Source organism: Metabacillus flavus, assembly GCF_018283675.1.
Taxonomy (GTDB): domain Bacteria; phylum Bacillota; class Bacilli; order Bacillales; family Bacillaceae; genus Metabacillus_B; species Metabacillus_B flavus.
Genome location: NZ_JAGVRK010000001.1, coordinates 910,290 through 935,123, shown reverse-complemented (window position 1 = coordinate 935,123; position 24,834 = coordinate 910,290). Strand labels below are relative to the sequence as shown.

Annotated in this window: 29 protein-coding genes and 1 pseudogene; 6 read left to right on the top strand and 24 right to left on the bottom strand. The window is 43.5% G+C overall.

What is annotated here, in order from left to right:
• Positions 1-33 precede the first annotated feature (33 nt).
• The gene (locus J9317_RS04930) at positions 34-1,014 is read left to right on the top strand and encodes a hypothetical protein (protein WP_211556735.1); all 981 of its coding nucleotides are present in this window, start codon (positions 34-36) and stop codon (positions 1,012-1,014) included.
• Between the two features lie 91 nt (positions 1,015-1,105).
• Here J9317_RS04930 and J9317_RS04925 read toward each other — a convergent pair whose 3' ends face one another.
• Both J9317_RS04925 and J9317_RS04920 read right to left on the bottom strand, forming a co-directional pair.
• Positions 1,106-1,342 (bottom strand): hypothetical protein, encoded by a 237-nt coding sequence (locus tag J9317_RS04925; RefSeq protein ID WP_211556734.1) that lies wholly within the window; start codon positions 1,340-1,342, stop codon positions 1,106-1,108.
• Positions 1,343-1,644: 302 nt separating this feature from the next.
• A complete protein-coding gene (locus J9317_RS04920; RefSeq protein WP_211556733.1) occupies positions 1,645-2,904 on the bottom strand; it encodes an MDR family MFS transporter in 1,260 nt (419 codons plus the stop codon).
• A 101-nt stretch (positions 2,905-3,005) separates the two neighbouring features.
• On the opposite strand from J9317_RS04920, the gene J9317_RS04915 reads away from it, so the two are divergent.
• Together J9317_RS04915 and J9317_RS20540 are read left to right on the top strand one after the other, a co-directional pair.
• Positions 3,006-4,124, top strand: coding sequence for an ABC transporter substrate-binding protein (locus tag J9317_RS04915; protein ID WP_211556732.1), 1,119 nt, complete (start codon positions 3,006-3,008; stop codon positions 4,122-4,124).
• A complete protein-coding gene (locus tag J9317_RS20540) occupies positions 4,121-4,732 on the top strand; it encodes a periplasmic substrate-binding domain-containing protein (protein WP_249292003.1) in 612 nt (203 codons plus the stop codon). The genes J9317_RS04915 and J9317_RS20540 overlap by 4 nt, the downstream gene beginning before the upstream one ends.
• 39 nt (positions 4,733-4,771) lie before the next feature.
• Here J9317_RS20540 and arsC read toward each other — a convergent pair whose 3' ends face one another.
• The 19 genes and pseudogenes from arsC to J9317_RS04820 form a co-directional block, all read right to left on the bottom strand.
• Positions 4,772-5,191, bottom strand: coding sequence for an arsenate reductase (thioredoxin) (gene arsC / locus J9317_RS04905; protein ID WP_211556731.1), 420 nt, complete (start codon positions 5,189-5,191; stop codon positions 4,772-4,774).
• A 30-nt stretch (positions 5,192-5,221) separates the two neighbouring features.
• Positions 5,222-6,517, bottom strand: a complete 1,296-nt coding sequence (locus J9317_RS04900; protein WP_249292002.1) for an arsenic transporter — start codon at positions 6,515-6,517, stop codon at positions 5,222-5,224.
• A 13-nt stretch (positions 6,518-6,530) separates the two neighbouring features.
• Positions 6,531-6,881, bottom strand: a complete 351-nt coding sequence (locus J9317_RS04895; protein WP_211556730.1) for an ArsR/SmtB family transcription factor — start codon at positions 6,879-6,881, stop codon at positions 6,531-6,533.
• A 246-nt stretch (positions 6,882-7,127) separates the two neighbouring features.
• Positions 7,128-7,262 (bottom strand): hypothetical protein, encoded by a 135-nt coding sequence (locus J9317_RS20770; RefSeq protein WP_284143255.1) that lies wholly within the window; start codon positions 7,260-7,262, stop codon positions 7,128-7,130.
• A gap of 11 nt (positions 7,263-7,273) precedes the next feature.
• Entirely contained in the window at positions 7,274-8,140 is an 867-nt protein-coding gene (locus J9317_RS04890) for a permease (protein WP_211556729.1), read from the bottom strand.
• A 67-nt stretch (positions 8,141-8,207) separates the two neighbouring features.
• Entirely contained in the window at positions 8,208-8,654 is a 447-nt protein-coding gene (locus J9317_RS04885) for a MarR family winged helix-turn-helix transcriptional regulator (RefSeq protein ID WP_211556728.1), read from the bottom strand.
• On the bottom strand, positions 8,655-8,873 hold the full coding sequence (locus J9317_RS04880; protein ID WP_211556727.1) for a hypothetical protein: 219 nt from the start codon (positions 8,871-8,873) through the stop codon (positions 8,655-8,657). It abuts the gene before it with no gap.
• A gap of 178 nt (positions 8,874-9,051) precedes the next feature.
• Entirely contained in the window at positions 9,052-9,612 is a 561-nt protein-coding gene (locus J9317_RS04875; protein WP_211556726.1) for a YdhK family protein, read from the bottom strand.
• A gap of 400 nt (positions 9,613-10,012) precedes the next feature.
• Positions 10,013-10,618, bottom strand: a complete 606-nt coding sequence (locus tag J9317_RS04870; RefSeq protein WP_211562121.1) for an alpha/beta hydrolase — start codon at positions 10,616-10,618, stop codon at positions 10,013-10,015.
• Positions 10,615-11,562 carry a ring-cleaving dioxygenase gene (locus J9317_RS04865; RefSeq protein ID WP_347880550.1) on the bottom strand — a complete coding sequence of 316 codons (948 nt, stop codon included), beginning with the start codon at positions 11,560-11,562 and terminating at the stop codon, positions 10,615-10,617. Before J9317_RS04865 ends, J9317_RS04870 begins: the two co-directional genes overlap by 4 nt.
• 14 nt (positions 11,563-11,576) lie before the next feature.
• Positions 11,577-12,515 (bottom strand): ring-cleaving dioxygenase, encoded by a 939-nt coding sequence (locus tag J9317_RS04860; RefSeq protein WP_211556724.1) that lies wholly within the window; start codon positions 12,513-12,515, stop codon positions 11,577-11,579.
• Between the two features lie 206 nt (positions 12,516-12,721).
• Positions 12,722-13,243 carry an SMI1/KNR4 family protein gene (locus J9317_RS04855; protein WP_211556723.1) on the bottom strand — a complete coding sequence of 174 codons (522 nt, stop codon included), beginning with the start codon at positions 13,241-13,243 and terminating at the stop codon, positions 12,722-12,724.
• Positions 13,244-13,519: 276 nt separating this feature from the next.
• A complete protein-coding gene (locus J9317_RS04850; RefSeq protein WP_211556722.1) occupies positions 13,520-13,873 on the bottom strand; it encodes a DUF3147 family protein in 354 nt (117 codons plus the stop codon).
• Positions 13,858-14,277, bottom strand: a complete 420-nt coding sequence (locus tag J9317_RS04845) for a MarR family winged helix-turn-helix transcriptional regulator (protein ID WP_211556721.1) — start codon at positions 14,275-14,277, stop codon at positions 13,858-13,860. The genes J9317_RS04850 and J9317_RS04845 overlap by 16 nt, the downstream gene beginning before the upstream one ends.
• Before the next feature lie 211 nt (positions 14,278-14,488).
• Positions 14,489-17,095: a heavy metal translocating P-type ATPase gene (locus J9317_RS04840; protein WP_249291999.1), complete on the bottom strand. Its 2,607-nt coding sequence runs from the start codon at positions 17,093-17,095 to the stop codon at positions 14,489-14,491.
• A 31-nt stretch (positions 17,096-17,126) separates the two neighbouring features.
• Positions 17,127-17,495: an ArsR/SmtB family transcription factor gene (locus J9317_RS04835; protein WP_211556720.1), complete on the bottom strand. Its 369-nt coding sequence runs from the start codon at positions 17,493-17,495 to the stop codon at positions 17,127-17,129.
• Between the two features lie 226 nt (positions 17,496-17,721).
• Positions 17,722-17,987 (bottom strand): annotated as a pseudogene (locus J9317_RS04830) (cupin domain-containing protein); the annotation flags it as partial.
• 210 nt (positions 17,988-18,197) lie between these two features.
• A complete protein-coding gene (locus J9317_RS04825) occupies positions 18,198-18,689 on the bottom strand; it encodes a PCYCGC domain-containing protein (RefSeq protein WP_249291997.1) in 492 nt (163 codons plus the stop codon).
• 171 nt (positions 18,690-18,860) lie between these two features.
• On the bottom strand, positions 18,861-20,273 hold the full coding sequence (locus tag J9317_RS04820) for a SpoVR family protein (RefSeq protein ID WP_211556719.1): 1,413 nt from the start codon (positions 20,271-20,273) through the stop codon (positions 18,861-18,863).
• 223 nt (positions 20,274-20,496) lie between these two features.
• Between J9317_RS04820 and J9317_RS04815 the strand changes: the two genes are divergently transcribed.
• Positions 20,497-20,934, top strand: coding sequence for an RrF2 family transcriptional regulator (locus tag J9317_RS04815; RefSeq protein WP_211556718.1), 438 nt, complete (start codon positions 20,497-20,499; stop codon positions 20,932-20,934).
• An 89-nt stretch (positions 20,935-21,023) separates the two neighbouring features.
• Here J9317_RS04815 and J9317_RS04810 read toward each other — a convergent pair whose 3' ends face one another.
• The gene (locus J9317_RS04810) at positions 21,024-21,425 is read right to left on the bottom strand and encodes a DUF4362 domain-containing protein (RefSeq protein ID WP_211556717.1); all 402 of its coding nucleotides are present in this window, start codon (positions 21,423-21,425) and stop codon (positions 21,024-21,026) included.
• Between the two features lie 168 nt (positions 21,426-21,593).
• Between J9317_RS04810 and J9317_RS04805 the strand changes: the two genes are divergently transcribed.
• Positions 21,594-23,060 (top strand): catalase, encoded by a 1,467-nt coding sequence (locus J9317_RS04805; RefSeq protein WP_211562117.1) that lies wholly within the window; start codon positions 21,594-21,596, stop codon positions 23,058-23,060.
• A 47-nt stretch (positions 23,061-23,107) separates the two neighbouring features.
• Here the strand turns inward: J9317_RS04805 and J9317_RS04800 are convergent, their stop codons facing one another.
• Positions 23,108-24,019, bottom strand: a complete 912-nt coding sequence (locus J9317_RS04800; RefSeq protein ID WP_211556716.1) for an alpha/beta hydrolase — start codon at positions 24,017-24,019, stop codon at positions 23,108-23,110.
• Positions 24,020-24,082: 63 nt separating this feature from the next.
• On the bottom strand, positions 24,083-24,406 hold the full coding sequence (locus tag J9317_RS04795) for a DUF3889 domain-containing protein (protein WP_211556715.1): 324 nt from the start codon (positions 24,404-24,406) through the stop codon (positions 24,083-24,085).
• A 176-nt stretch (positions 24,407-24,582) separates the two neighbouring features.
• Here J9317_RS04795 and J9317_RS04790 point away from each other — a divergent pair, with 176 nt between their 5' ends.
• Positions 24,583-24,825 (top strand): YhdB family protein, encoded by a 243-nt coding sequence (locus tag J9317_RS04790; protein ID WP_035405685.1) that lies wholly within the window; start codon positions 24,583-24,585, stop codon positions 24,823-24,825.
• Positions 24,826-24,834 lie beyond the last annotated feature (9 nt).

Genomic DNA, 24,834 nt, shown 5'->3' with positions numbered 1-24,834 from the left:
TAACTCACTTGAACACATTCGGGAGGGCTAGTTATGAGTAAAAAAATATTATTGATCTGGATAGCAGCAGCACTATTCATTTTTCCGCTTGCATATGCCGGATTACCTTCACCATCAGCAGCTGCGGTTTCAACTCAAAGTAAAGAAGCCGTCAGGCAAGGTGAAAGTCTCTTAAAGAAATTGGCATTGTTTAAAGAAGCCATTTCATCGGGTTCCTTAGAGAAGATAGAAAGCTTATATGATGGTTTGGCAAAGCAGCGATATATTGCTGAAAAGAGTATTGCAAGGGTATCTGGTGCATCAAATCGCTCGATATTACTATCTTCATATATCCGACCTGTTGAAATAGAAATGGAACGAACTGGCTACGAAGTATCCGAATACCGGCTGTTAGCAAGCATTATTTATCAAGTTTCTTCTGAAGTGAACTACAAACAATACGATACAGACATGGCAAAAGCAGAGCGATTGAAAAAGCGCAAAGAAGTCATGAAAAGTGCTAGGAATTATGAACCTCTTCCAGGAAAGATAAATGAAGAACTTCGTTATATGGAAGCATACGCATCTGGAATTAACCTAGCATTAAACATTTATACATTGAGTATTTATGTGGATACTTTTCCAGATATGGAACCTCTCACAGACCTTCACCAAGCAAACCTCACCTATGACAAAGTCATTCAGTACTTGAGGCAAACAGAAGGAAAAATTGGCCAGGTCCCTAATAAAAAATATAGAAAGGCTCTTTTAGAAGGGTCTGTAACACCTGTGAAAATTATGATTGAACGTACAAAATATGAAATCTCCCAGTATCGCTTGATGAACCGCGTCTCAGAACTCATCGATGCCGGTAAGATCGAAGAAGCAAAAACACAATTCAGCAAGCTTGAAGGCTTAAAAACCCGAGCGGCTGCTATTAAAAAAGCTGGCGGCTATGAGCCTTTAGCAAAAGAAATCGGTGATGAATTGCTTGCTTATGAAGCAGATTTGAAAGCGGTTCTTGATGGAAAATAAGTTTGGAAGTGAAACACCGTCGAGTAAATTTGACGGTGTTTTTTTATTGGTTTTCGAATGCTTAAAATAGTCCACACCCTATATTCCAAGCCTAGTCTGTAAAACTCAACACTATTCCAAGCAAAATCAAACCGCCAAACACTCCAAGCAAGACATACCCCAAATATTTTATACCCTTTGGAAATCTGCTTACGTTTTCCAAGCCTTCAATATTTAAAGGCTCTCCTCCAGAAATGTGCTCAAGCTCTTCAGTAGGTGAAAAAACTCTTCCTTCTCGTATATCCGGTTCGTACCTCTTGGATATTAAAGTTTCATGAGGATCTTTCATTAAGGACCACTCCCTATTTTTTGTCATTCGATCTTCATGACTATATCAAGACCGGTTTTTCCCCCATCCAGATGTCACCGCAGTTTTCAGAAATGAAAGATCGTCTAAATCTTGTATTCTTGCATTATAGAAAGCGCCTGGCTTTTTCATGTTTCATACCTCCAATCACGAATAATGGGACTAATGATATAATTCCATCTTATGGTAATTATTTAAAAACTGCAATCACTATATTCCTGCTTCAATATGGTAAAAAAGCCGCTCTGACAGCGACTTTCCAACTACCTTTGTTATAGAGATGATTACGTCATCTTCTTTGCTATGTATACAGGACGCTGGCTGCGCCTTACAATCGCCTGCCTCGAAAAGAGGACTCCTCCCAATGCGAAGAGAATAATGAGAAACGCCATCCCAATACCCCCCACTGCTTCCCATACCATAATTCCTAATACCCCGAAGATTTTCCCCGCTTGAAAAACAATTCCGTTGACGGCCATATAAGCGCCTCGCCGGGATTCATCCACCATATCGGCGATGATGGTTTGCCTCGTAGGAACGTAAATCAATTCGCCAATGGTCATAATGAAAACGGCAATCATCAATACAGCCATGTTATTGGAAAAAGCGAGAAACGAATAACCGGAGCCAAACACAAGAAATCCAATGTACATCAATCTCTGCTCTGATTTGTTTTTCAGCCATTTATTTACCGTTGCAGTGAGGAGAACGATGAGCAGCGTATTTTCGACGGTTAACAGGCTGATCAGCCTCACACCGGTCATTTCAATCGGAATGCTCCCCCATATAGAAATCATTTGTTTAGGAATTTCTTCTTCAAGACGAATCGCCATAAAATTATTCCGCTGAAACTCAATCGACAAAATCGCAATGCCTCCGATTGTAAAAAGCATGAAAGGAACATCTTTCATTACAGAGACATAGCTGCTGAAGATCGGCTTCAGGGAAAAAGAATGGGGTGATTTTTCTTCCGGTACGTAGGTTTCCTCAATTTTCGCCTTCGTGATCCACAATATAAAGATGGAAATGACCAGCAGGGAAAGAAGAAGCTCGAAAAAGTTCGATTCAAAAAACCAGCCTCCGATAATTAAGGCAAGCATGATGGACAAATTGATTGTCCAATAGTTAATGGAATAGATCATCGTTCTCGTTTCTTTTGTGCTGACATCAACAAGCATGGCCTCTGCCGCCGGATTTCCAATTCCCATGGAAATTCCGAGAAGCACAAGCATGACAAACGTGACCCATGCCGATGTATACCATGGTGAGTTTACTAAAATCATCCCGGCTGTTGAAATGACCTTCATCCATTCACCCGCTACCATGACTTTCTTGCGCCCCCTTGTATCCGCTAAATAACCTCCGTAAAACCCGGCTAAGAATTGGACGACAACCTGGATCAGAAGCAGAATTCCAGCCGTCACCGCATTGATTTCCCTCGCGAAATAAATGGCCATAAACGGAAAGACCATTGAGCCGACTAACCGGCTTAAGAATGATGTGTAAATTCGAATTTTTATATTTGGATGCAGCTCTCTAAACATACAACTCCCCCTCTTGATTCCATTATGCTTTGGCCAAAAGTGGAAAAAAAGGGTACAATCCGTTTAGAAATGTCCCCTTTTAAACGAGAAGGAGTTTTGTGATGAAAGATTTGATTTACTATGAAATGAGAGCCTATTTATACAAAAGAGAAGAACAGCAATCCGCTTCATTTAAACTCAGCGAACTGGAAAAGCTGTGGTATTGCACACAGAAAAATGTGAAGAGGAGGCTGAAGCAATTTGAGGCAGCCGGAAAACTGGCGTACAAGCCTGGCTTGGGACGGGGCCACTCTTCCAGCCTTGTCTTTCATAATCCCTTCCAGGAGGAGATTGAAAAAACCGTCATTCATCTTGTCCAAAATAAAAAAATGGAATCCATCATTCTTTTGCTGCAGCTTCCGATCCCGAAAACCTGGATTGCAAACGTATCAAAAGAAGTTCAAGCCCTGTTCGGTCTGCATGTTTTGGAACAATCGAAGGATGTGCTGCGGACAATGGTCACGAGAAATCTAACCACACTTGATCCGCTGCTATCCTCTATTACCTTTGAAACCTACTTAATTCATCAGCTGGGAGACAGCCTGCTTGCCTATCATCAGGAGCAGGATCTGCTTCAGCCACATCTCGCACACAGCTGGGAGCAGGAGGATGAAGGACGGATATGGACGTTTTATTTGAGAAAAGGCGTCCGCTTTCATAACGGGCACGGATTGACGAGTGAGGATGTCCGCTCTACCTTTCAACGCTTTAAGGACAATGATTCTGCCCACTCATGGCTCACAGAGGGTATTGAAAAATTGGAATGTCCCTCCCCCTATTCGATTGTGTTCACATTGAATAAACCAAATCTGCTGTTTCCGCGCTATGTCAGTTCGCATAACCTGGCGATTTTGTCGGCAAACGAACTTTTTGATGAAAGGAAATGGATAGGCACCGGACCATTCCAGCTCAAAAAGCGGACTGATCAGCTGCTCGTGTTACAAGCATTTGACGATTATTTTCTCACCAGGCCTTTTTTAGATGAAATCGAGTTTTACAGGGTCGATCCGCAAATGGCCTCTTCGGCCGTTTATGAGCTTGCGAGGGAAAAAACCGTAAAACCTGCCCTTCAGAAATCCGATATTGAAGTGGGATTTCGCTTTTTAGCCTTTAATTTAAAAAGAATACGATCGTACACCATCCTTCTTTTCGGGAAGCCATCTATCATTTATTGGACATGAACAAGCTAAGATCAGCCTCTGATGCTGAAGATTTCCAGGAAGCATCCAGCTACTTTCCGTGGAAATCAAAGCCGCAAAAGAAAGAGCCTACTAAGGTCAGCGGGCTGCTTAAGGAAGCGGGATACAATGACGAAACGCTGAATGTCTATATCCTGGAGAAAAAAAGTGAGATTGAGCGCGGGGAACTCTTCCAGAGAGAAGCGCTAAAAGCAGGGATTCATCTCGATATTCAAACGTATACCCTTGATCAATACTATGATCCTCTTTTAGAACAGGCCGACCTCTTATTCATGGGAGAAGTCGCGTCAACCGATTATCACCTTTCTTTTATGGGAGCGTTTCTAAACAAAGCACTCATTTTCAACCGTTTTCTGACTGAGAGCCAAATGAGCAAGCTAAATATCTTTTTTGAAAAGATCAAGCAGGCACCGGACCCGTTAACAAGAGAAGAATTCATTGAAGAAACCGAGAATTATATTAAGAAGGAAAATCTATTTATCTATTTGTATCACCCAATGAAGAACCGCGTCTTTCATCCAATGATCCGGGATATCCAGTTTGAATCGTTTGGGTATGTGGATTTCAGGAGGATTTGGGTAAAGCATTAGCAGAATAAAAGCCGGGAGCATTCACTCCCGGCTTTTCTCTTATTTCCCTGTTTCTGCAAAGCGTTTAATCCGTTCTCCGATCTCATCACGAACCCGCTGGAATACGGCCCATTTTTCTTCATCCGTACCCGTTGCTTTCGCAGGATCCTCAAAGCCCCAGTGCTCACGTCTAATATGAGGCGGCGTCATTGGACATTTGTCTGCGGCATCTCCGCAAAGTGTCACCACGAAATCAGCGTTATTCAAGATTTCGCTATCTATGATGTCTGACGTTTGATTCGTAATATCCATTCCGATCTCTTTCATCGCTTTCACGGCATTTGGGTTTAAGCCATGTGCTTCGATTCCTGCACTAAGTACGTTCCACTCATCGCCAAGGTATTTTTTGCCCCACGCTTCTGCCATCTGGCTGCGGCATGAATTTCCTGTGCATAGAAAATAAAGTGTTTTTTTAGACATGTTGTAAGTCTCCTTTTAAATGTATTGGATTTAGAAAACCAACAGCCATAGATACAGGCCGATTAGCGTAATAAGAAGAGTCGGTACTGTTAGGATGATCCCCGTTTTGAAGTAGGTCCCCCATGAAATTTTGACACCCTTCAGCGACAGGACATGAAGCCAAAGCAAGGTCGCAAGGGAACCAATTGGTGTGATTTTCGGTCCAAGATCTGATCCGATGACATTCGCGTAAATGAGCGCTTCCCTGACAATTCCCGACGTATTGCTATCGGCAATTGCGAGCGCATCAATCATGACAGTCGGCATGTTGTTCATAACAGATGAAAGAATCGCCGCGATAAACCCCATACCAATCGTTGCGGCAAACAAACCTTGATCGGCCACGATCTGTATGACATCTGCAAGAACGCTTGTTAATCCAGCGTTCCGAAGACCATACACCACAACATACATCCCGATAGAGAAGAAGACAATGGCCCATGGGGCACCCTTCAGTACCTTTTTCGTTGGAACCGCAGGACTCCTCTTCGCCATGACCAGGAAGAAAATCGCGATAATCCCGGCAATAATCGAGACAGGAATCCCAATAAACTCGCTAATGAAATAACCCGCCAATAATACACCAAGGACGATCCATGAAAGCTTGAACATTTTCATATCCCGGATCGCTTTTTTCGGCTGCTTCAGGATTGTAACATCATAGTTTTTCGGGATACTCTTTCTAAAAAACAAGTACAAGACCAAAATACTGGCTGCAAGCGAGAAAAAGTTCGGAACGATCATCCGGCTTGCATACTCGACAAATCCGATGTTAAAAAAGTCGGCCGACACGATGTTTACCAGGTTACTGACGACAAGCGGAAGCGACGTCGTGTCCGCAATGAAGCCGCTGGCCATGATAAAAGGAAACACAAGCTTTTCTTCAAATTTCAAGTTGCGAACCATCGCCAGAACAATCGGTGTCAAAATAAGAGCTGCCCCGTCGTTTGCAAAGAAGGCAGCGACGACAGCTCCGAGGATGCTCACATAAATGAACATGCGGACTCCGCTGCCTTTTGCTGCTCTCGCCATATGTAAGGCGGACCATTCAAAAAATCCAATTTCATCTAATATTAAAGAAATAATAATAACCGCTATAAATGTTAATGTGGCATTCCAAACGATGCCTGTTACATCCCATACATCCTGAAAATCGACAACCCCTGCGATGAGGGCGAGAACCGCCCCGCCGCATGCAGACCAGCCGATGGATAAATTTTTCGGCTGCCAGATCACAAGGATCAGGGTCAGAAGAAAAATTAAGGACGCTAAAATCACTGATGTCAAAATGGTCCCTCCATTATTCGCAAGTTATTCGCAATCCCTGTTTCTCCAGATCCTTCAGCTTTTGATCTTGATCCGGAATAAACGCAAGAAGATTTTGAACAAATTCATACATTTCACTTTCCCGGTTCAGCGAATAGAAGATCCACTGGCCGTTTCGCTTTTCTTTTACAAGCCCCGCATCCTTCAATTTTCGCAAATGCTGGCTGATTGCAGGCTGGCTCGCTTGAAAAATTGCCGTAAATTCACACACACAGCATTCATTTTTCTGAAGCATTTTCATCATCGTAAGCCGCGTTTTATCACCAAGCAGCTTCATAATAATTGCTGCCTCCTCCAGTTCAATCGTTTTAGGCTGGACCGTCATTGATTGGTTCACCTCCATGCATTATAATATAACAATACACTTATATAAGCAATCTCTTATATAAAAACAGCAGGAAAATTCTCCTGCTGCTTACACGCCTACTTTTTTGCTTCTTCGTTACAGGAAACGCTTCCCATACTGGACTTCGGGTTTCAAACGTTGCATTTTCTGTTTTTATGCCTTCTTCATAAATCATTCATTTTTACTTGTTTCCAGTGGGAGAATTCCAAAGATTCAATAACCAGCTCACTTTTTTTCGCCTTCCTTTGATGCTTCATCCGTTTGCTTGGAGAAGCACGAATCATCCTTCACTTCCTCGATGATTACATTACAGCAGTCTTTCTGTTCTTTTGCACCTAACCATTTTTTCATAAAATTCATATTGTCACCTCCTATACGATATAAAATAAGAATCCTGAAATCGTGGACATGGTTATGACGGAAATCACAAAAGCAACGACGAGCTTTTTCGTAAATATGCTGTTCAAAAGCGTCAGTTCAGGGAGGCTCGCCCCGGCTGAACTGATCATCAGTGCCATGACAGGGCCTAGCGCCATTCCTTTCGCAATCATGATCTGCGTAATTGGAATCATCGAGGAAAGACGGATATATAAAGGGACCCCAACGACAGCAGCAATCGGTACAAGCCACCAGTTTTCGCCGCCGAAATACTGAGTGATAAACTCGGTTGGAACGGCCCCGTGGATAATCGATCCAATCGCAGCTCCGATGAGAAGGTATGGGTACACCGTCTTCATGAGCTGGATGGTTTCATTAATAGCACCTTTGAGACTTAAACCGTTTTTGATCGGATCATAATTTTTTACGAGCACCTTTTTGACCTCTTTTTCATAGCCAAGTTTCTCGAGCGTAAAACCAATCATAATAGACAGCACCGAAGTGATGAGGGTGTAGTACAGGGCAACTTTCCATCCTAAGACGGCCGTCATCAGCGTTAAAATGGTTGGGTCCAAAACAGGAGAGGCAAACAAAAACACCATCACTATGCCGAAACGTATTCGGTTGTTGAGCAGGTTCACGACCACTGGAATGGTGGAGCAGGAGCAAAAGGGAGTCACGAAGGCAAAAACCAAAGCCAACCCGCCGCTTAATAGAGGATGGCTCACCCTCATCAATGTTTCCATCTTGGCATATGGAATAAATTCTTGAAGCAGATTGATCAAAAACGAGATGGCGATAAATAACATCGTCAGCTCCAGTGCAATTTCAAGAAAACTTCGGGCAACTTCTCCCCACATGATGATTTCCTCCTTTTATTTGCAAAATGCAAGTATATATGTAAAAAGACCGTATTCGATCTTTCTTTTATTTCACAGGCCGGCAGCACATCGCACTTTTTGCCATCGCTAGGTTCAGTAATTTTATAGATTCGATAACCTGGTTTCTCTCTGCCGGCTGCATATAAGAAAATACTTCTTTTAAGTACTCATTCATTTGGTTATCGATGGATGCAGTTATTTCTTTTCCCCCATCGGTTAAGAAAAGCTGGTAAATCCTTTTATCTTCGATAGACTGTTTTTTTTCTATAAGTCCCATCTTTACTAGGCCCTGAACCTGCCGGCTGAACGTCGTAATATCTGTTCCTAGCGTATCGGCAATTTCCTGAATGGATGGAGCTTCCCGTCGTTCTACTTCATAGAGAATATGACTTTGAACCAGGCTCAATTCCCTCGTTCCAACTGAACAGCAATTCTTATCCAAAAGCCCGAATCGGCGGACCATTACTTGAAACAGCTCGCGTACATTTTCCATTTAATCTCGTCCTCCGCTTTCTATAAATTGGCTGCATGCCTTCAAAAAATTTTGATAGGAAGCTTCTCCCCGTGAACCACAGTCTTTCCCAAACATTCGCTTCTCTGTAAACTCGATAATTTGAGATGATGATACATTCATAGATTTTGATACAAGAAAAAGGTACGACAGAAAATACTGAACGGACAAATTCCCTGACTTATTGATTGTTAGCTCCACTGTACCGCCTCCTTAAATTGATCTTAATCTATATATTTGCAATTTGCAAGTAATAAATTTGCACAATGCAAGTATTTATACACCTCCTGTTTATACGATAGAAAAGCCCGTTTTTCCCGCTGACCAGATGGCAATTCTGGGAAAATGGAAAAGAGCATCCCCTATAAGATGCTCTTCCTCATTCTTTATTTATCAAGGCTGAAAGCTCGCTTTCCGTCACCCATTTATGATTCTTCACTTCTTCTCCGCCATTCGCTGGAGAATAATCAATCATATAAACGGTTGTCTTCTCAGCAGAATCAATGGTCGCCTTTGCTCCCATCATTCCTTTCATATGGTCTGCCATCAAGGTTACTTCTTCACCTTTCTTAAAAGGAACATCTCCCGCGTTCTCGATTTCCTCGTGAATCACCCACTTGTGATTGACTTCTTTTTCTCCGCCTCCTTTGGGTGTGTAGGTCACCGCATAGACCGTTGTATCATAAGCACCCGCAATGGTCGCTTCTGCTCCATTCATGCCTTCCATATGTTCCGTTTTCACTATCGCCTTGCTCCCGACAGGATTTGCCGGGTTTTTTGCTTCTTTTAATCCTTCAGGCACTTCACCCGAGCTAGAATGTTCCATCTTGGAATGATCCATTCCTTCATGCTTTTCATCCATCCCGCCGTTCGAACAAGCGGCCAAACCAAATGCGGCAAGCAGAGAAACAGTGAGCATCACCATTTTTTTGCGGCTCATCAAATCACCCTCCTGTAAGTATGCTTTCAGTATAACCGCACATCTTTCAATTGTAAAAAACGTGCACAGCTGACGGACTAAGTGTATTGTGAGTTGAAATTGATGAGCAGCTTGCACTGACCCTCTCTTCTTCACCGCACCGGGGGAAGGAGGAAGAAGAGAGCGATCCCTTACGGCTTTAAGCGTCATGTGGCACGGGGACGGAGCTTTAGTCCTTTATCAGGGCAGGGGTCAGTGCATTGCTCTGACCTTCTACCCTTTACCGCACTTGGGGAATGAGCATAGCCCGTGCAAACACTGACCGCTCTAGGCGTCGCGTGACACGGGGCCGGAGCTGCATAGCGGGGGTCAGTGCAAAGTGCAAAAAAAAGAAAACTGCACAAGCAGTTTTCTTCCTCCTTCACAATCCCTTATACCACTTCGCCGCAGCCTCAACCTCACTCCGCGTTAGCTGGTGGCCTTGATTTTCCCAGTGCAATTCTGCCTTGGCATTGGCTCCTTGCAGCAGGGCGTGCAGTTCCGTTGATTCTTCAGCCGGACAAATCGGATCGTTAGTGCCGGCAGCGATAAAGACGGATTTCCCTGTTAGATCCGGGAGTTCAATCCCTCTTCTCGGCACCATTGGATGGTGAAGACTGGCGCCTTTTAAAGCATCCTGGTAATGGAATAGCAGACTTGCCGCGATATTGGCTCCATTGGAATAGCCGATCGCGATGATTTGATGTCGGTCAAACTGATACGTTTCGGCCGCCTCATCCAGAAATTGATTGAGTTCCTGTGTGCGGAATACGAGATCTTCTTCATCAAATATACCTTCGGCGAGCCGGCGGAAGAAGCGGGGCATACCATTTTCCAGTACATTTCCGCGGACGCTTAACACGGACGCCTCTTCATCAATCATTCCTGCGAGCGGAAGCAGGTCAAGTTCATTTCCGCCTGTGCCGTGAAGCAGAAGCAGAGTAGGTTTGTCCGGATTGGTTCCTTTGTTAAAGATGTGTTTCATTATAATTCCTCCTCCAAAACGCTTACCTCTGCATGAGGCAGGCTTTTTTCTAATTCTTCCCGCTGCGGTTCAAGCCAGGATGGCAGCATGAGCTTGGAGCCAAGTTCATCAGCCGGTTCATCTGCAGTAAATCCGGGCGGATCGGTCGCAATTTCAAATAAAATGCCGCCTTCTTCATGAAAATAAAGGGCTTTAAAATAGTTGCGATCCAATATGTCGGTTGGATAAAATCCCTTCTCCTGAAGAAGGGCTCTCCAATTGAGATGGTCTTCTTCATTTTTCGCTCTCCAGGCAATATGGTGCACAGTGCCGGCTCCCATTAATCCGCGTACGGAAGGGGATAGCTTCACATCAATGGTGTTGCCGAGCTCTCCCTCAGATCGAAATCTCAGAAAGCTTTCTTCCTGTCCCACGCATTCGAGTCCTAGTACTTGTTCAAGCAAATCCGCTGTTTTATTCGGCTGGGCTGAGATTAAGGTAGCGCCGCTGAATCCTTTAATAGCCCGATCCGATGGAATTCCGCTGACGCTCCATGTATTGAGGGGCCCTTCCTCCCGTTCCACCAATTCAAGCTCCAAACCATCCGGATCCTGAAAGGCGACATACGTTTCCCCAAACCGTTCGGTCCTGTAAAACTTTACGCCAAACTTTATCAAACGGCTCTCCCAGAATGAACGGGAACCTGGAGGAATCACATAGCTCGTCACTCCGACCTGTCCCGTCCCAATTCGTCCTTTTAATTGGTCAGCCCAGGGGAAAAAGGTGATAATCGTTCCAGGCTGGCCGGATTCATTTCCAAAGTAAAGATGGTACACTTCCGGACGGTCAAAGTTAATGGTTTTCTTAACAAGCCGTAAGCCTAATACGCCTGCATAAAAATCAATATTCCGCTGCGGATCGTTGACCATAGCTGTGATATGATGGATGCCAGCTGTCTTTTGCACGATATCCCCCCCTAAATTCAGTCAATTTCTCTTACCTCAAACGGAATCAAAGCACGTTCAATCCGTTCTCTTGCCTGCTCATACTGAGAAGGAAGCATTAATTTCTGTCCCATTGTCTCATGAGATTCATCATGGGCAAAGCCTGGAGAATCAGTCGCGATTTCAAATAAAATCTCGCCATGCTCTCTGAAATAAACGGCGTTAAAATAGTTTCGGTCTTTCACAGGAGTGACGCCATATCCATGCTCTCCCACATATTTTTGCCACTCCAATTGATCCTCATCATCCGCTGCGCGCCATGCGATATGGTGCACGGTTCCCACTCCCATTTGTCCGCGGCCGGTTGGCGTCGCTTTTATATCAATCACATTTCCAAGATCAGCCTCGGAACGGAAACGGATATAATCTCCCTCTTTTCCAATGCGTTCAAGCCCCATGACGTTCTCCAGCAATTCGGCTGTCCGGTCCGGCTGAGTCGAAAGCAGAATCGCTCCCCCAAATCCCTTGATTGCCGTTTCCGGAGTGACGCCATTGAAGGTCCATGTATTCGCTTCGCCTTCCTCCCGTTCTACCATTTCTAAGTGCAGACCATGAGGATCATCAAACTCCAAATACTGTTCACCAAAGCGGTCCGATTTTGCAAAAGGAACCTTGAATGCTTCCAGCCGCTGCTCCCAAAACTTCATTGAACCTTTTGGCACTGAATAAGTGGTGACGCCTACCTGCCCATCTCCAATCGATCCTTGGCGTGCACCGGCCCACGGGAAAAAGGTGATGATGCTGCCCGGTTTTCCACCTTCATTTCCAAAATAAAGATGATACGTACCTGGATCATCAAAATTTACGGTTTTTTTTACTAAACGCAATCCCAGTGCGCCTGCGTAAAAATCAACATTTTCCTGCGGATGCCCGACTATCGCTGTGATGTGGTGAATGCCCATTGTTTTTTTCGTCATGTATTTTCACTCCTTAGAATTTTTCATTTATCTCGAAATCGAGATATATAACTAAAAAAGAGTCTCTATCTTTACAATATCCCTTTGGTATATAAGCTGAATTTCAATATATTATCTTGAAGTTGAGATAATTATACCTCCCCTCTTGAGTCAAAGTCAATGATATTCGTGAAAGAATAGGCACCTCCTATAGATGCCTAAACTACTCATTTTTTAAAGATCCATCTCCATAGCCCTTTTTTTTCTTTCACATATAATTCCCCTTCTCCATCATCCTCTTCCCAATTCGTTAACTGGGTTAAAAACGTCCCAAAATCAGGAGCAAGATCAAAAATCTGTTCTTGTTCACTATCAATGAAAATGACAGGGGGATCGGTTTGGGTCTTTCTGTAATCAAGCGCTATCCAGCTATGTCCCCCTCCGGAGATGAGGACAATATCATTAGGTAAATCCCATTCGTCAATATAGTAATGGCTCTCTAGAATCCCGTTTTCTTTTCCGATTCCCATTATGTACTCTACATTTACATGATCATCAGCCCAGGAATTCGGCGTATCCGCCGGATGTGAATTAAATTCTATGTAACCCCCATTTTGTTCTCTTAGAAGGCTTATGTAAGAATCCGGCAGCTTAATACCAAGGTCTTCTTCCGCTTCACGAATCATTTCATCCGTTAATGGTTCCTGTTTGTAATCACCAGTATCTTCGCTCCAAATGGCACTACCCACTTATACCACCCTTTTTTTCAATTATTTTACTTTTATTATAGAGGGCTAAGACACCAAAAACGGGTTTTATAGCCTCTAATCTCTTTTCCCATAATAATCCATACGAACTTTTTCGTAAACTGCACGATTAATAGGGAGGCAAAGTTTATATGACAATCATCCGCCCACTGGTATTAACGATTGCGGGATCAATTGGGAGAATAGACACCATTGTAAAAGGTGTATAGGCGAAGCAATCAAAAGCGTATCTGCGACTCTTCCTTCTGCTGCAGCTCTTTAGTTGAAAAATAATTTTTTTAAATAATTCCAAGCACTTTCTTGTAGAACCAAAAACACAAACCAGCTTCCCGCTCCCAATCCAATTGAGACAAATAAATGCAGGGAATGCTTCAGAGCTATGTAAACAACAAATAATAAAACGGCTGTTGCAGGAAATCCCCATATGACTCCCAATGCAAATTTACTTAATGTTTCGGTTTGCTCGCCTTGTACATATAGCCAGACGATACTCAGTAAACTGACTAACGGCAGGGCGGCTACCACTCCTCCATAGGTTGGAAATCTCCTTGCAATTTCAGTGACACCAGCAATGATGATGGCAGACACAATTATTTTTAAGATGACGTACATTTTTTTGCACGCTCACTTAATAGTTTCAGGGCAAGTTCGACGGTTCCTTTTTCTTCAGGGTTTAGCTCACTTAGAATGCCGTTCAATTTCTCTTCATCGAGACTTGTGTTTCGATGAAGTACTTCTTTTCCTAAGTCAGTTAAACAAAGGATGACCTTTCTTTCATCCAGAGTGTCTCTTTTTTTAAAGAGATACCCTTTCTCGATGATTCGTTTTACATGCTCTGAGGCCGTATTATGAGAGACCTTTAAAGATGAGGCCACCTCATTTATTCCTGCATCTGTTTTTTTATCAACAAGCTGGAGGATCCGGATCACCTGATGAGTCACTTTTTCCTTATGATCGTAATGAAGATGAAAATAAATGTCCGTCCAATATTTGTTTATTAATGCTGCTTTGTCCATCGTGTCCTCCTTTTATTTCTTATAATAAGATTATATCGTATTAAACGATAATATCAAACAGGATTAATGGGAGTATAAAAATAGCGAAAATTGACTTCCTCCCTCACAAATACTTCCGTTGCACATACTTTCTTTATCCATCTGTTCGCAAAAAGTCCAATACCAACGAAAAAGAACCAATGAATATGAATTCAATGGTTCTTTCTCACAGTTATTCCTTAACTCTTAACAGCCTCAACGCATTCAAAATGACAATCAACGCTGCACCTGTATCACTTAAAACAGCCATCCAAAGAGTGAGCCAGCCGGGGAAAATAAGGGCCAGGGCAATGACTTTAATGATGATGGAGAACCAGATGTTCTGTTTGATGATGGCCAGCGCTTTTTTGCTGAGCTTGATGGTGTGAGGCAGTTTATCCAGATTATCAGCCATTAATACAATGTCTGCTGTTTCCATGGCTGTATCTGTGCCTGCTCCTCCCATCGCAATTCCCAAGTCAGCGGCGGCTAATGCTGGGGCATCATTGATTCCGTCTCCTACCATGGCCACTTTATGGCCTTCATTTTGAAGTTTTTTTATGGCGTTTACTTTATCTTCTGGCAATAATTCTGCAAAGTATCGGGTGATGTTCGCTTCAGAGGCGATCATTTTGGCGGTTCCCGTATTATCTCCCGTCAGCATCACCGTTTCGCGGATTCCATTTTCCGTTAATGTTTTCATTGCAGAAGTGGTGGATTCCCGAATCGTATCCGATACGGCAATCAATCCTATTAATTTTTGATCCGTACCAATCAGTACAATGGTCTTTCCTTCGTTCTGCAGATCCATTACGCGTTTGCTGACCTGCTCGAGCGATGGGTTCATGTCTTTAAAAAGTGCGAGATTCCCTGCGTAATACGGTACCCCTTCTACAGTCGCTTGCACCCCTTTTCCTACAATGTTACTGAATGAGTCTCCCTCTTGAGAAGGTATTCCTTTTGACTTCACATAATCAGCAATCGCTTTGGCAATCGGATGTGTAGAATAGGTTTCAAGCGTGAGGGCAATGGAGAGCAGTTCTTCCTCAGTACCTTCCAGCACTTCAACTTTTGATACTTTCGGTTTCCCCTCTGTCAACGTTCCTGTTTTATCAAACGCAATCGCTGTGATCGCACCAGCTTTTTCTAAAAATGTACCGCCTTTAATCAGGATCCCGTTCTTTGCCGCATTTCCAATGGCTGATACAATGGCCACCGGGGTTGAGATGACAAGTGCACATGGACAGGCGATAACAAGCAGCTCTAATCCTTTATAAAACCAATCGCCCCACGTTCCAAATCCTGCTATTGGAGGCAGAATCATAATCAGCAGTGCTATGACAAAAACGACAGGAGTATAGATACTTGCGAACTTATCAATAAATGCTTCCGTCGGGGCTTTCTGCTCCTGCGCTTCTTCGACCAAATGAATAATCTTTGCGATCGTTGTATCCTCAGTGAGCTTCGTTACCCGGATTTCAAGTGTTCCATGCTCATTTATCGTCCCGGCAAAAACGGTATCTCCCGCTTCTTTATCAACCGGAATGGATTCTCCCGTGATCGGTGCCTGGTTAACACTGGATTCTCCTTTAACGACTTCTCCGTCCAATGGAATCTTGTCACCTGGCTTAACAAAAATGACTTCCCCGATCGAAATTTCTTCAACAGGTTTTTTCACAAGATCTGCTCCATTTTTAATCCAGGCTTCCGGTGGAGCCAAATCCATAAGATTGCGAATGGAATTCCTTGTCTGTTCAATCGATTTATTTTGCAGCAAATTTCCAAGAGCAAATAACCAAACGACCGTAGCACCTTCCAGCCATTCTCCTATTAAGGCAGCCCCGATTGCAGCTGCGGACATGAGGACATTCATGTCAAGCGAGCGGCTTTTGATGGAATAAAATGCACTTTTCACTGGTTTGTATCCACTGATGATCATGGCAAAAGCATACAAAAATGAAGATAGTAACGGGTCAATTCCCAAGAACGAACCTGCAAAGCCCATTGCAATCAATACTCCGGAAAGAATAAACCAGCCATTTTCATTGCTTTTTACAGAGGGAGAAGGCTGATTGGATGAGCGGCTTGAATCTAAAGAAGCTTTGAACCCAACCTTCGACACTTCTTTAATGATTTCATCTGTAGAATTCGCATGTTCAATTTTCATTTTTCCCGTAGAAAAATTCACATTTACGCTTTGGACAGACTTGTTTAGCCTCAAGTGATTTTCAATCGTTTTTGCACAGCTTCCGCAGTCCATTCCTTCAACCGTGTATGTTTTGAGATTTCTCTTCTCATTCATTTGTTCAGCCGTATAGCCAAGCTTTTTCATTTCGTTCTGAACCGGTTCAAAAGCCTGAGCGCTTGCCGCGGTTACCTGCATTCTGGCTGTACTGTAATTTACTTGGACATCCCGGATTCCTTGTAATGAGCCAATTCCTTTTTCGATTGTCTTCGCGCAGGCAGGACAATCCATTCCGTATACCCGGAAGTTCATGCTTTCGGCTGCAGCGCCTTCATTCGTTTGGGAATCAGAAATGCAGCAGCTTTTTGTTTGATGCATAATGGTTGCCGCTGCTTCTTCACTTGAGGAGCAGCCGTCAAGGGGCTTGGCACTGCTGCAGCATGAATCAGCTGGTTCTGAAATATTTGTCTTTTGCTCACCATTTGAACTTGAGCAGCAGCCAGTTTCTTTAGCCACTGACTCATTTGTATTGGATAAAGAACTGCCTGAGGAACAGCAGCTCACTTCCTGCATGTTGTTTTTCTTACTATTAGAACCACAGCATTGCTCCGACATGTCAAAACACTCCTTACCTCTGATCCCATTCTCACCCCCGGTTTTCTATCTCCATTTGGTGAGTAAACGCGATCTTAATTAATTGGCTCACATGTTCATCATCCAGCGAATAATAAACTAACTTCCCGACTTTACGGTACTTAGCTAATCCCAGGTTATGCAAAAGCCTCAAATGGTGGGAGGCTGTTGCATTGGAAGCTTCTACAATATTGGAAATGTCGCAAACGCAAAGCTCCTCCTCCAGCGTAAGGGAGTAGGCTATTTTAAGCCGCGTTGGATCGGAAAGGGCCTTGAAAATTTTTGCCACACTCATTGGATCTTGATTCTTCAGCTGTTCGTTGACCCGTACGACTTTCTCTTCATCTACGCACGTTACCTCACAGATATCAATTTCCTTCATATTATTCACCTCGTTATTCAAACGTTCATTTGATTATTAGTTTAATAATAAAACAGAATAATTAATTAGTCAAAAGGTTATTTGAATGTTTGAAAAAAGCTGGATTCAGTGACCCAATATGAAAAGGGAGCAGGAAGGAATGAACCTTTGCTGCCCCTAAACTTACTTTTTAAAATCATCTAAAAAAGAGGCACACTCGAAAAGAATGGCGTATTCAACCAAACATCTAGTCATTTTCCTCTGCCAATGCCTGAGCTTTAGTTATATGCACCGTGCCAAATGGATGTTGTGGAGGAGCATATATAGAATAGAGTTTTAACGGGATATTCCCTGTATTGGTTACATTGTGCCATGTTCCGGCGGGATCACGATGGCAAAATCATCTTGAGCTTTACGTACAAAGTTTAAATTATCTTTTTTCTTGCCCATTTGAACAATCCCTTGACCTTGTACAATTCGTAAAAATTGGTCAAGCTCTGGGTGAATTTCCAACCTAGCATAATGGTGATATGGCTGAAACTTGTATGGAGACATGCAACAAGGATCGTTCATTCCATCTCACTCCCTTCGAGGATTTATCCTATTATCCTATGAACCATTTTCAGGGAATGAAGCTTACTTATGTAATTGAGCAATGGATACGATTGAAGAAAAAAACGATGAAAAAAAGCCCTGTCACTTTTAAAAAGGGCTTTGGTGATTTTATACTTTTGGCGTAGGAGTGGGTTTTGCATACCCATCTTTGTATGCTTCATCTATTTTACTGCGAATTTCTTTGATGCTCTTCCCATTTTGATAATCAATAACTGATTTGGCTGCAATCTCCAAACAAACCCCGCACTTTGTTCCATGATCATCCCATACAAGGCTTCCGTTATCTTTGTTTTCAAAAACAAAACAGTCAAAGTTGTTTTGATGCCCAGCTGAATCTCCACAGCCGCAATAGCAAGGGATGGACTCAAGCAATTCCCGATGTTTGGCAGCAGCCGTATAGATGCCTTTCATTTCCTCAGGCTTGTCTTCAAGAAAAGAAGGAAGCAAATTCATGCTTTTTGTCTCTTCCCGGATTTCTTCGCCAGCATGTTCCTGATGACTGGCGTGGTCTTCTTCCTTCTTTCCGGTGCTGGGTTCAGATGAACATGCAGCCAAGGCTAATACGGAAAGGATACTCATGACGAACAGGTTGAATTTCAAATTTGCACTCTCCCAGTAAGCAGTATGTACATTTAATCTTATCGATCCCTCTAGAACAATCAAGCGTTTTCACAACATATACATATTTAACTGACATCCCTTTATCTTAGGACGGATACAAATTGCGAGCTATAACCACAAAAAAGCCGCTCCCCAAAGCGGCTTCCTCCCTCACAAATATTTCCGATGGACACTCTTCCCATCATACGTAAACATCACTTTTTTCCCTTCCAGCATACTCTCCATGTGAACCGGGCGGCCCCAAAGCTGGTGAACGTATGGGAGCACTTTCTCCAGATATTTGAGATCGAGTTCGATGTCTTCGTACCAGTGTTTTAAATAGAGTTCATTATTTTTCATATAGTCTCCGTCATTGACGGTGATGTACGGGAACCCCCCATTGACGCGCATGCTGACGAGCTGGTCGCGGACGCCTTTCCAGTCTTTGTCGACGACTTTGTAGTCGCGGCCCTGCTTTTGGAATAGGTACATGTCTTCTCGCAGGACGAGGTCTTTTGTGAGATAGTTTCGGATGAAGGAAATGTCGGATTCGATTTCCCGCACTTCGAACATTTTTTCACGGCCTGAGTTTGGCTTGACGCCGAGGCGTTTCATTTCTTCGGTTGGATTGTCGTACCGTTCTTCGATGTCCTCGAAGATTTTCAGTCCGAGGTAATACGGATTGATGCTTGTTTTGGATGGAACAACGACTCCTGCGTTGAGCTTGGCGTATTCGATGGCTTCGCTTGAGGTGAGATCCAGCTCACGCATGATGCGCTGGTGCCAGTAGGAAGCCCAGCCTTCGTTCATGATCTTCGTTTCAAGCTGCGGCCAGAAGTAGAGCATTTCCTCCCGCATCATTGTCAGGATATCGCGCTGCCAGTCCTCGAGCTCGCGGCTGTGTTCTTCAATAAACAACAGCAGGTCTTTTTCGGGAGATGGAGGAAAGTTTTTCTTCCCTTTTTTCTTTTTTTCTTTTTTCTCATCCCGGCTGTCGAGCTTCCAGAGGTCATCATATGGACTGTTTTTCGGAGGGGCATCCTCCTCCTCTTCTTCGTCCATGCTCCAGGAAAGCTTTGGCCTCATTATAGAAGGGTCAATGTGTTCCTGAATGGCAAGGACCGCATCGAGGAAATCCTCGACTTCTTTTCTTCCGTGAAGTACTTCGTAGTGCTTCACCCTTTCAGCTGTTGCGGCCATGCTTTCGACCATATCCCTTTTTGTGTTCCCGAATCGGCAGTTATTTTTGAAAAAATCACAGTGTGCCAAAACGTGGGCCACGATGAGCTTGTTTTGCACAAGTGAATTTGTATCGAGCAAAAATGCGTAGCACGGATCTGAGTTGATTACGAGCTCATAGATTTTGCTTAATCCCAAATCATAGTGGAGTTTCATTTTATGAAATTGTTTGCCGTGGCTCCAATGAGAAAACCTTGTTGGCATACCGTACGCGCCAAACGTATAAATAATGTCCGCGGGACAGATTTCATAGCGCATTGGATAGTAATCCAGTCCAAACCCATCAGCGATTTCCGTGATCTGCTCGATCGCATACTGAAGGGATGCATGTCGTGATCCGCTCAAACGTCCTTCCCCCTTATCACTTTCTTACCTAAATGTATGACCTAGCAGATAAAAAAATGAAAGGCACTCGTTTATTCCTGTTTGTTCCAAATTCATTTTGGATCACTTTCACGGAAAAGATTCACAAAAAATTCATAATTCTACTTGATTTGAAGAGTTCTTTCTCGATTTAACGCAACAGTATGATACTATTAAATTAAGATTCTTAAGCGGGGTTGTAGCTATGAGACTGACTAATTATACCGACTATTCGCTGCGGGTCCTCATTTATCTGGCAGCAAAAGATCAGGAGAAGTTATCAAACATCAAAGAAATTGCAGACGTTTACGGTATCTCAAAGAACCATTTAATGAAAGTGACCTACGAACTTGGCAAAATGGGCCTTCTTAATACAACTCGCGGACGTAACGGAGGCATCAGGCTTGCTTTAGATCCTTCAGATATTAACATCGGGGCGGTTGTACGGAAAACTGAAGATGATTTTAACCTTGTGGAATGTTTTGACCCTGAAACGAATCAATGCGTTATCTCGCCTGTATGCGGATTAAAACACGTGCTGAACAAAGCCCTGCAGTCTTACCTGCAGATCCTGGATGGCTATACACTGGCCGATCTTGTGAAAAACCAGCGCCAGCTGCAGGAAGTTCTGGGCACAAATTAAAAGACCGGCGGTTCGTCTATGTGAGACGCTTCCGCCGGTCTTTCGTATAAGCCGAATCTCCTGAAAATGATGTTACAAGTCAATCTTTCTTACTTCTTGCTTATTGTTAATAACGCCATCTCACTATTGTCTTTCCCGCACATTGTCAGTTTATATTCCAGCTCTTCCTCATGCTCCTTCATCTCAATCGTTTTACATGAGGCATAGGTTACATCCCCGTCTCCGTATTGATCACGCGTCGAATCGTATCGTGATTTGATTAGCTTCCCGTCGAATTCCAAATCCTGCAGCATGGCATCACCCTCAGTTGTATAACTCACCACTCTGAGTTTATCCTTTACTCCTTTTTCTGAATGGCTTATGAAATCCAGTAGCCGTTCATGGTTTTTAACCTCTCCGTGTGTATTCACAACGTCCCTTCCGGAAGGAATATATCCCCCGCACCCCGCCAACAGCAGCACCGGCACCATCCAAGCCACCCGCTTTTTCATTTTTCACCGCCCTATACTTTTTTTGTAAAATTATACCACCCCTGTACCTCTCCCTTGCAGCACATCCAAATTAAAATTATTATAATTAAATATTGACTCTTAAAATATAAACTATATAATAATTATTATTGATAGAGTGAAAGGGAGGATTTTATAATGACTGAAAACATTCGTCCTAATTTGACGACAAACCAGGGTGTCCCCGTTGGTGATAACCAGAATTCCAGAACAGCTGGCCAGCGCGGCCCGACACTTCTCGAAGATTATCATTTGCTTGAAAAAATCGCTCATTTTGACCGTGAGCGCATTCCTGAGCGCGTCGTCCATGCCCGCGGAGCTGGAGCTCATGGAGTATTTAAAACCGAAACGAGCATGTATCCATTTACCCGCGCTGATTTCTTAAGCGAAGAAGGAAGAGAAACACCAGTATTCGTAAGATTTTCAACCGTTATTCATTCTAAGGGATCACCAGAAACCCTCCGCGATCCTCGTGGATTTGCCGTGAAATTTTATACAAATGAAGGGAACTATGATCTTGTAGGAAACCATTTGCCCGTCTTCTTTATCCGGGATGCGATGAAATTCCCTGATATGGTTCATTCATTAAAACCATCTCCTGAAACGAACATCCAGGATCCAGACCGTTATTGGGATTTCATGTCCCTTACACCGGAATCCACGAACATGATGACGTTCCTGTTCTCTGATTATGGAACACCTGCGGACTACCGTCACATGGAGGGCTTCGGCGTACATACCTTTAAATGGGTGAATGCACAAGGAAATGTAGTGTATGTGAAATACCACTGGAAGCCTGTACAGGGAATTAAGAACCTGACGGCTGAAGAAGCAGCTGAAATTCAAAAAACGGATTTTAATCATGCTACACGCGATCTTTTTGATTCCATTGAAAAGGGAGATTATCCTGAGTGGGAATTGCATGTTCAAATTATGCCGCTGGACGAGTATGACAGCCTTGATTTTGATCCGTGCGATCCGACTAAAACATGGCCTGAGGATGAGTATCCTCTACAAAAAGTCGGAACGATGACCTTAAATAAAAACCCGGAAAATTTCTTTGCAGAAGTTGAGCAGGCCGCCTTCTCTCCAAGTGCATTAGTACCTGGAATTGAAGCGTCTGAAGATAAACTGCTGCAGGGCCGATTGTTCTCATATCCTGATACACAGCGCCACCGCCTGGGACCGAACTACATGCAGATTCCGGTAAACTGCCCATACGCTCCGGTTCGCAACAACCAGCGTGATGGATTTATGCAGACGAAGCAGCAGAATTCTCCGGTGAACTACGAGCCGACTCGTCATGCTGATGCTCCTCAGGAAGTCCCAGCCTTCCGCGACAGCGTTCAACCGCTTCCGTCAGGCTATATCACTAGGGAAAAAATCGAAAAGCCGAACGATTTCAAGCAAGCCGGCGAAAAATACCGCAGCTACACAAAAGAAGAGCAGGACAACCTGATCAAAAATCTGACTGATGACTTACAAAGCGTTCATGAGCGGACAAAGCTGCTTGCCATCTGCAACTTTTACCGTGCGGATGCAGAATATGGACAGCGTCTCGCTGATTCACTCGGCATCGATATTAGCGCCTATACAGCACAGCTTAGCAAAATGTAATGACAGAATTCTCATTTATTCTCTGAAATTGAGAAAAAAGTCACCCTTCACCGGGTGACTTTTTTTGATTGAATAGATTTTTGAAATAGCTCAGGAAAGTTTTCAGGGTATGTATGAGCCATTTCTTCATATTCAATCCATTCACATGTTATTTTTTTCTTATCTAAATACTGCTTCATTTTCTTCGTATCTTCATAAAAAGGGTCCTCTGTGCCTGTAACGATCCAGCCACTGGTATCACTTTCCCCATTTATATGAAGGTCTTCCTCGCGAATAGCAGGAACGACTGCATAGAATTCCTTCGTCCTTTCTAGCTCTCCGCTAAGAACATGCTTGATGGCAGTTTTTCCGCCTTGTGAAAAGCCGGCAAGAATAACCCTCTCCACATCCGGATAATCTTTAATGATTTTGCTTACAATTGCTTTTATTTCACTTGCAGTCTGTTCATGATCATCCCAGCCGTATGCATCATAACCTGCTGCCTGCGAGGATTGCAGAAATGCGAATAAACAGTCGCGTACTGACATTTCGTTTATCCAATAGGGAATGGTATCCTCCATATTCCCGCCACGTCCATGGAGAACAACGACGGCAGTTGAAGGATCCTGATTCCCATGAAACTCTACGAGCGGTCTCGCTTCATTTATCGCCTGTTTTTTGCGATGCTCACATTCATAAATGAGCTCCTCGAAGGCTTTTCTTCCCTGAAGCGGGCTTAAATCCTGATCACCCATCAGCAAATCTGGATTCCACCAAAAGCCTTTGTCAAAAGCGCTCTGCAAGGTGGCCATCGCTTCATCCGGCTCATTTTTTATGCAAAGAAGGCATGCTTTCCAGAAGCTGAATTTGTGCAGCTTACCGGGATGGTTCGGCTCATCCTGTAAAATCAGTGCATAGGCTTCATCCCATTCCTTTTGCACAAATAATGAAATCAGCTTTTTCTCGGTATCATGAAACATGAGTAGGTCCGCCCCTTTCCTTACTTGCCTAAACTATACCACCGGAAGGGGCAGGGGAAACGTTCAAAGCTTTTTTACGTGTGCTCTTTTCGGTTCACTTGTTTGAGGATTGACTGTCACTTCAACGATCAGAACAAGGGGATGACGGTTTTTTACCGCTGCTTCCACCCGATAAAAATCCATAGCCTCGCGTCCGGAGGTTTTTCGCCCTTTATAGGAAAATGTACGAATGGCCGCATCAGGAAAACTCCCCTGAACAGCTTGAAGGGCATACTCCCCTTCCTCCTTCAGCATTTCTTCTTTATGAAAATAAACTCCAGCAGAGTCTATACAAAATACAGCAAATAAAATCAAAGCCAATGCATTCAGCCAAAATCGGGATTTCAACAAGATCTCCTCCGCTAAAGGATTTTATCTTATTTTGTCCCGAACGAAGCAAATTAATCTTATCCTGTGCAGTAACTCCCAATCCCGCTTTTCGCGGGAAGCCAAGTTTTCCCCAGAGGATTTCTCACGAGTGAGCGCACATTAAGAAGGACTCCTAAATGAAGGAGGAAAATCATTTGAATACCGTTGATTATGATAAAGCTTTATATTACACGCACCGTTCCCAGTGGGACAATTTGCTGATCTTAATGGTGCGGACCCACGATGATTTTCTTTCAAAAAAAATTGAACATTTTTTGCATGCTTATAATTTTGAGCATGACTACACCATGATCGAACAGAACCTTTACACATTGCTTCGATACATCGATCATGCTGCACATCCGGAAATCCAGGAACATGCTGTTCCTTTAACATAGATGAGTGAA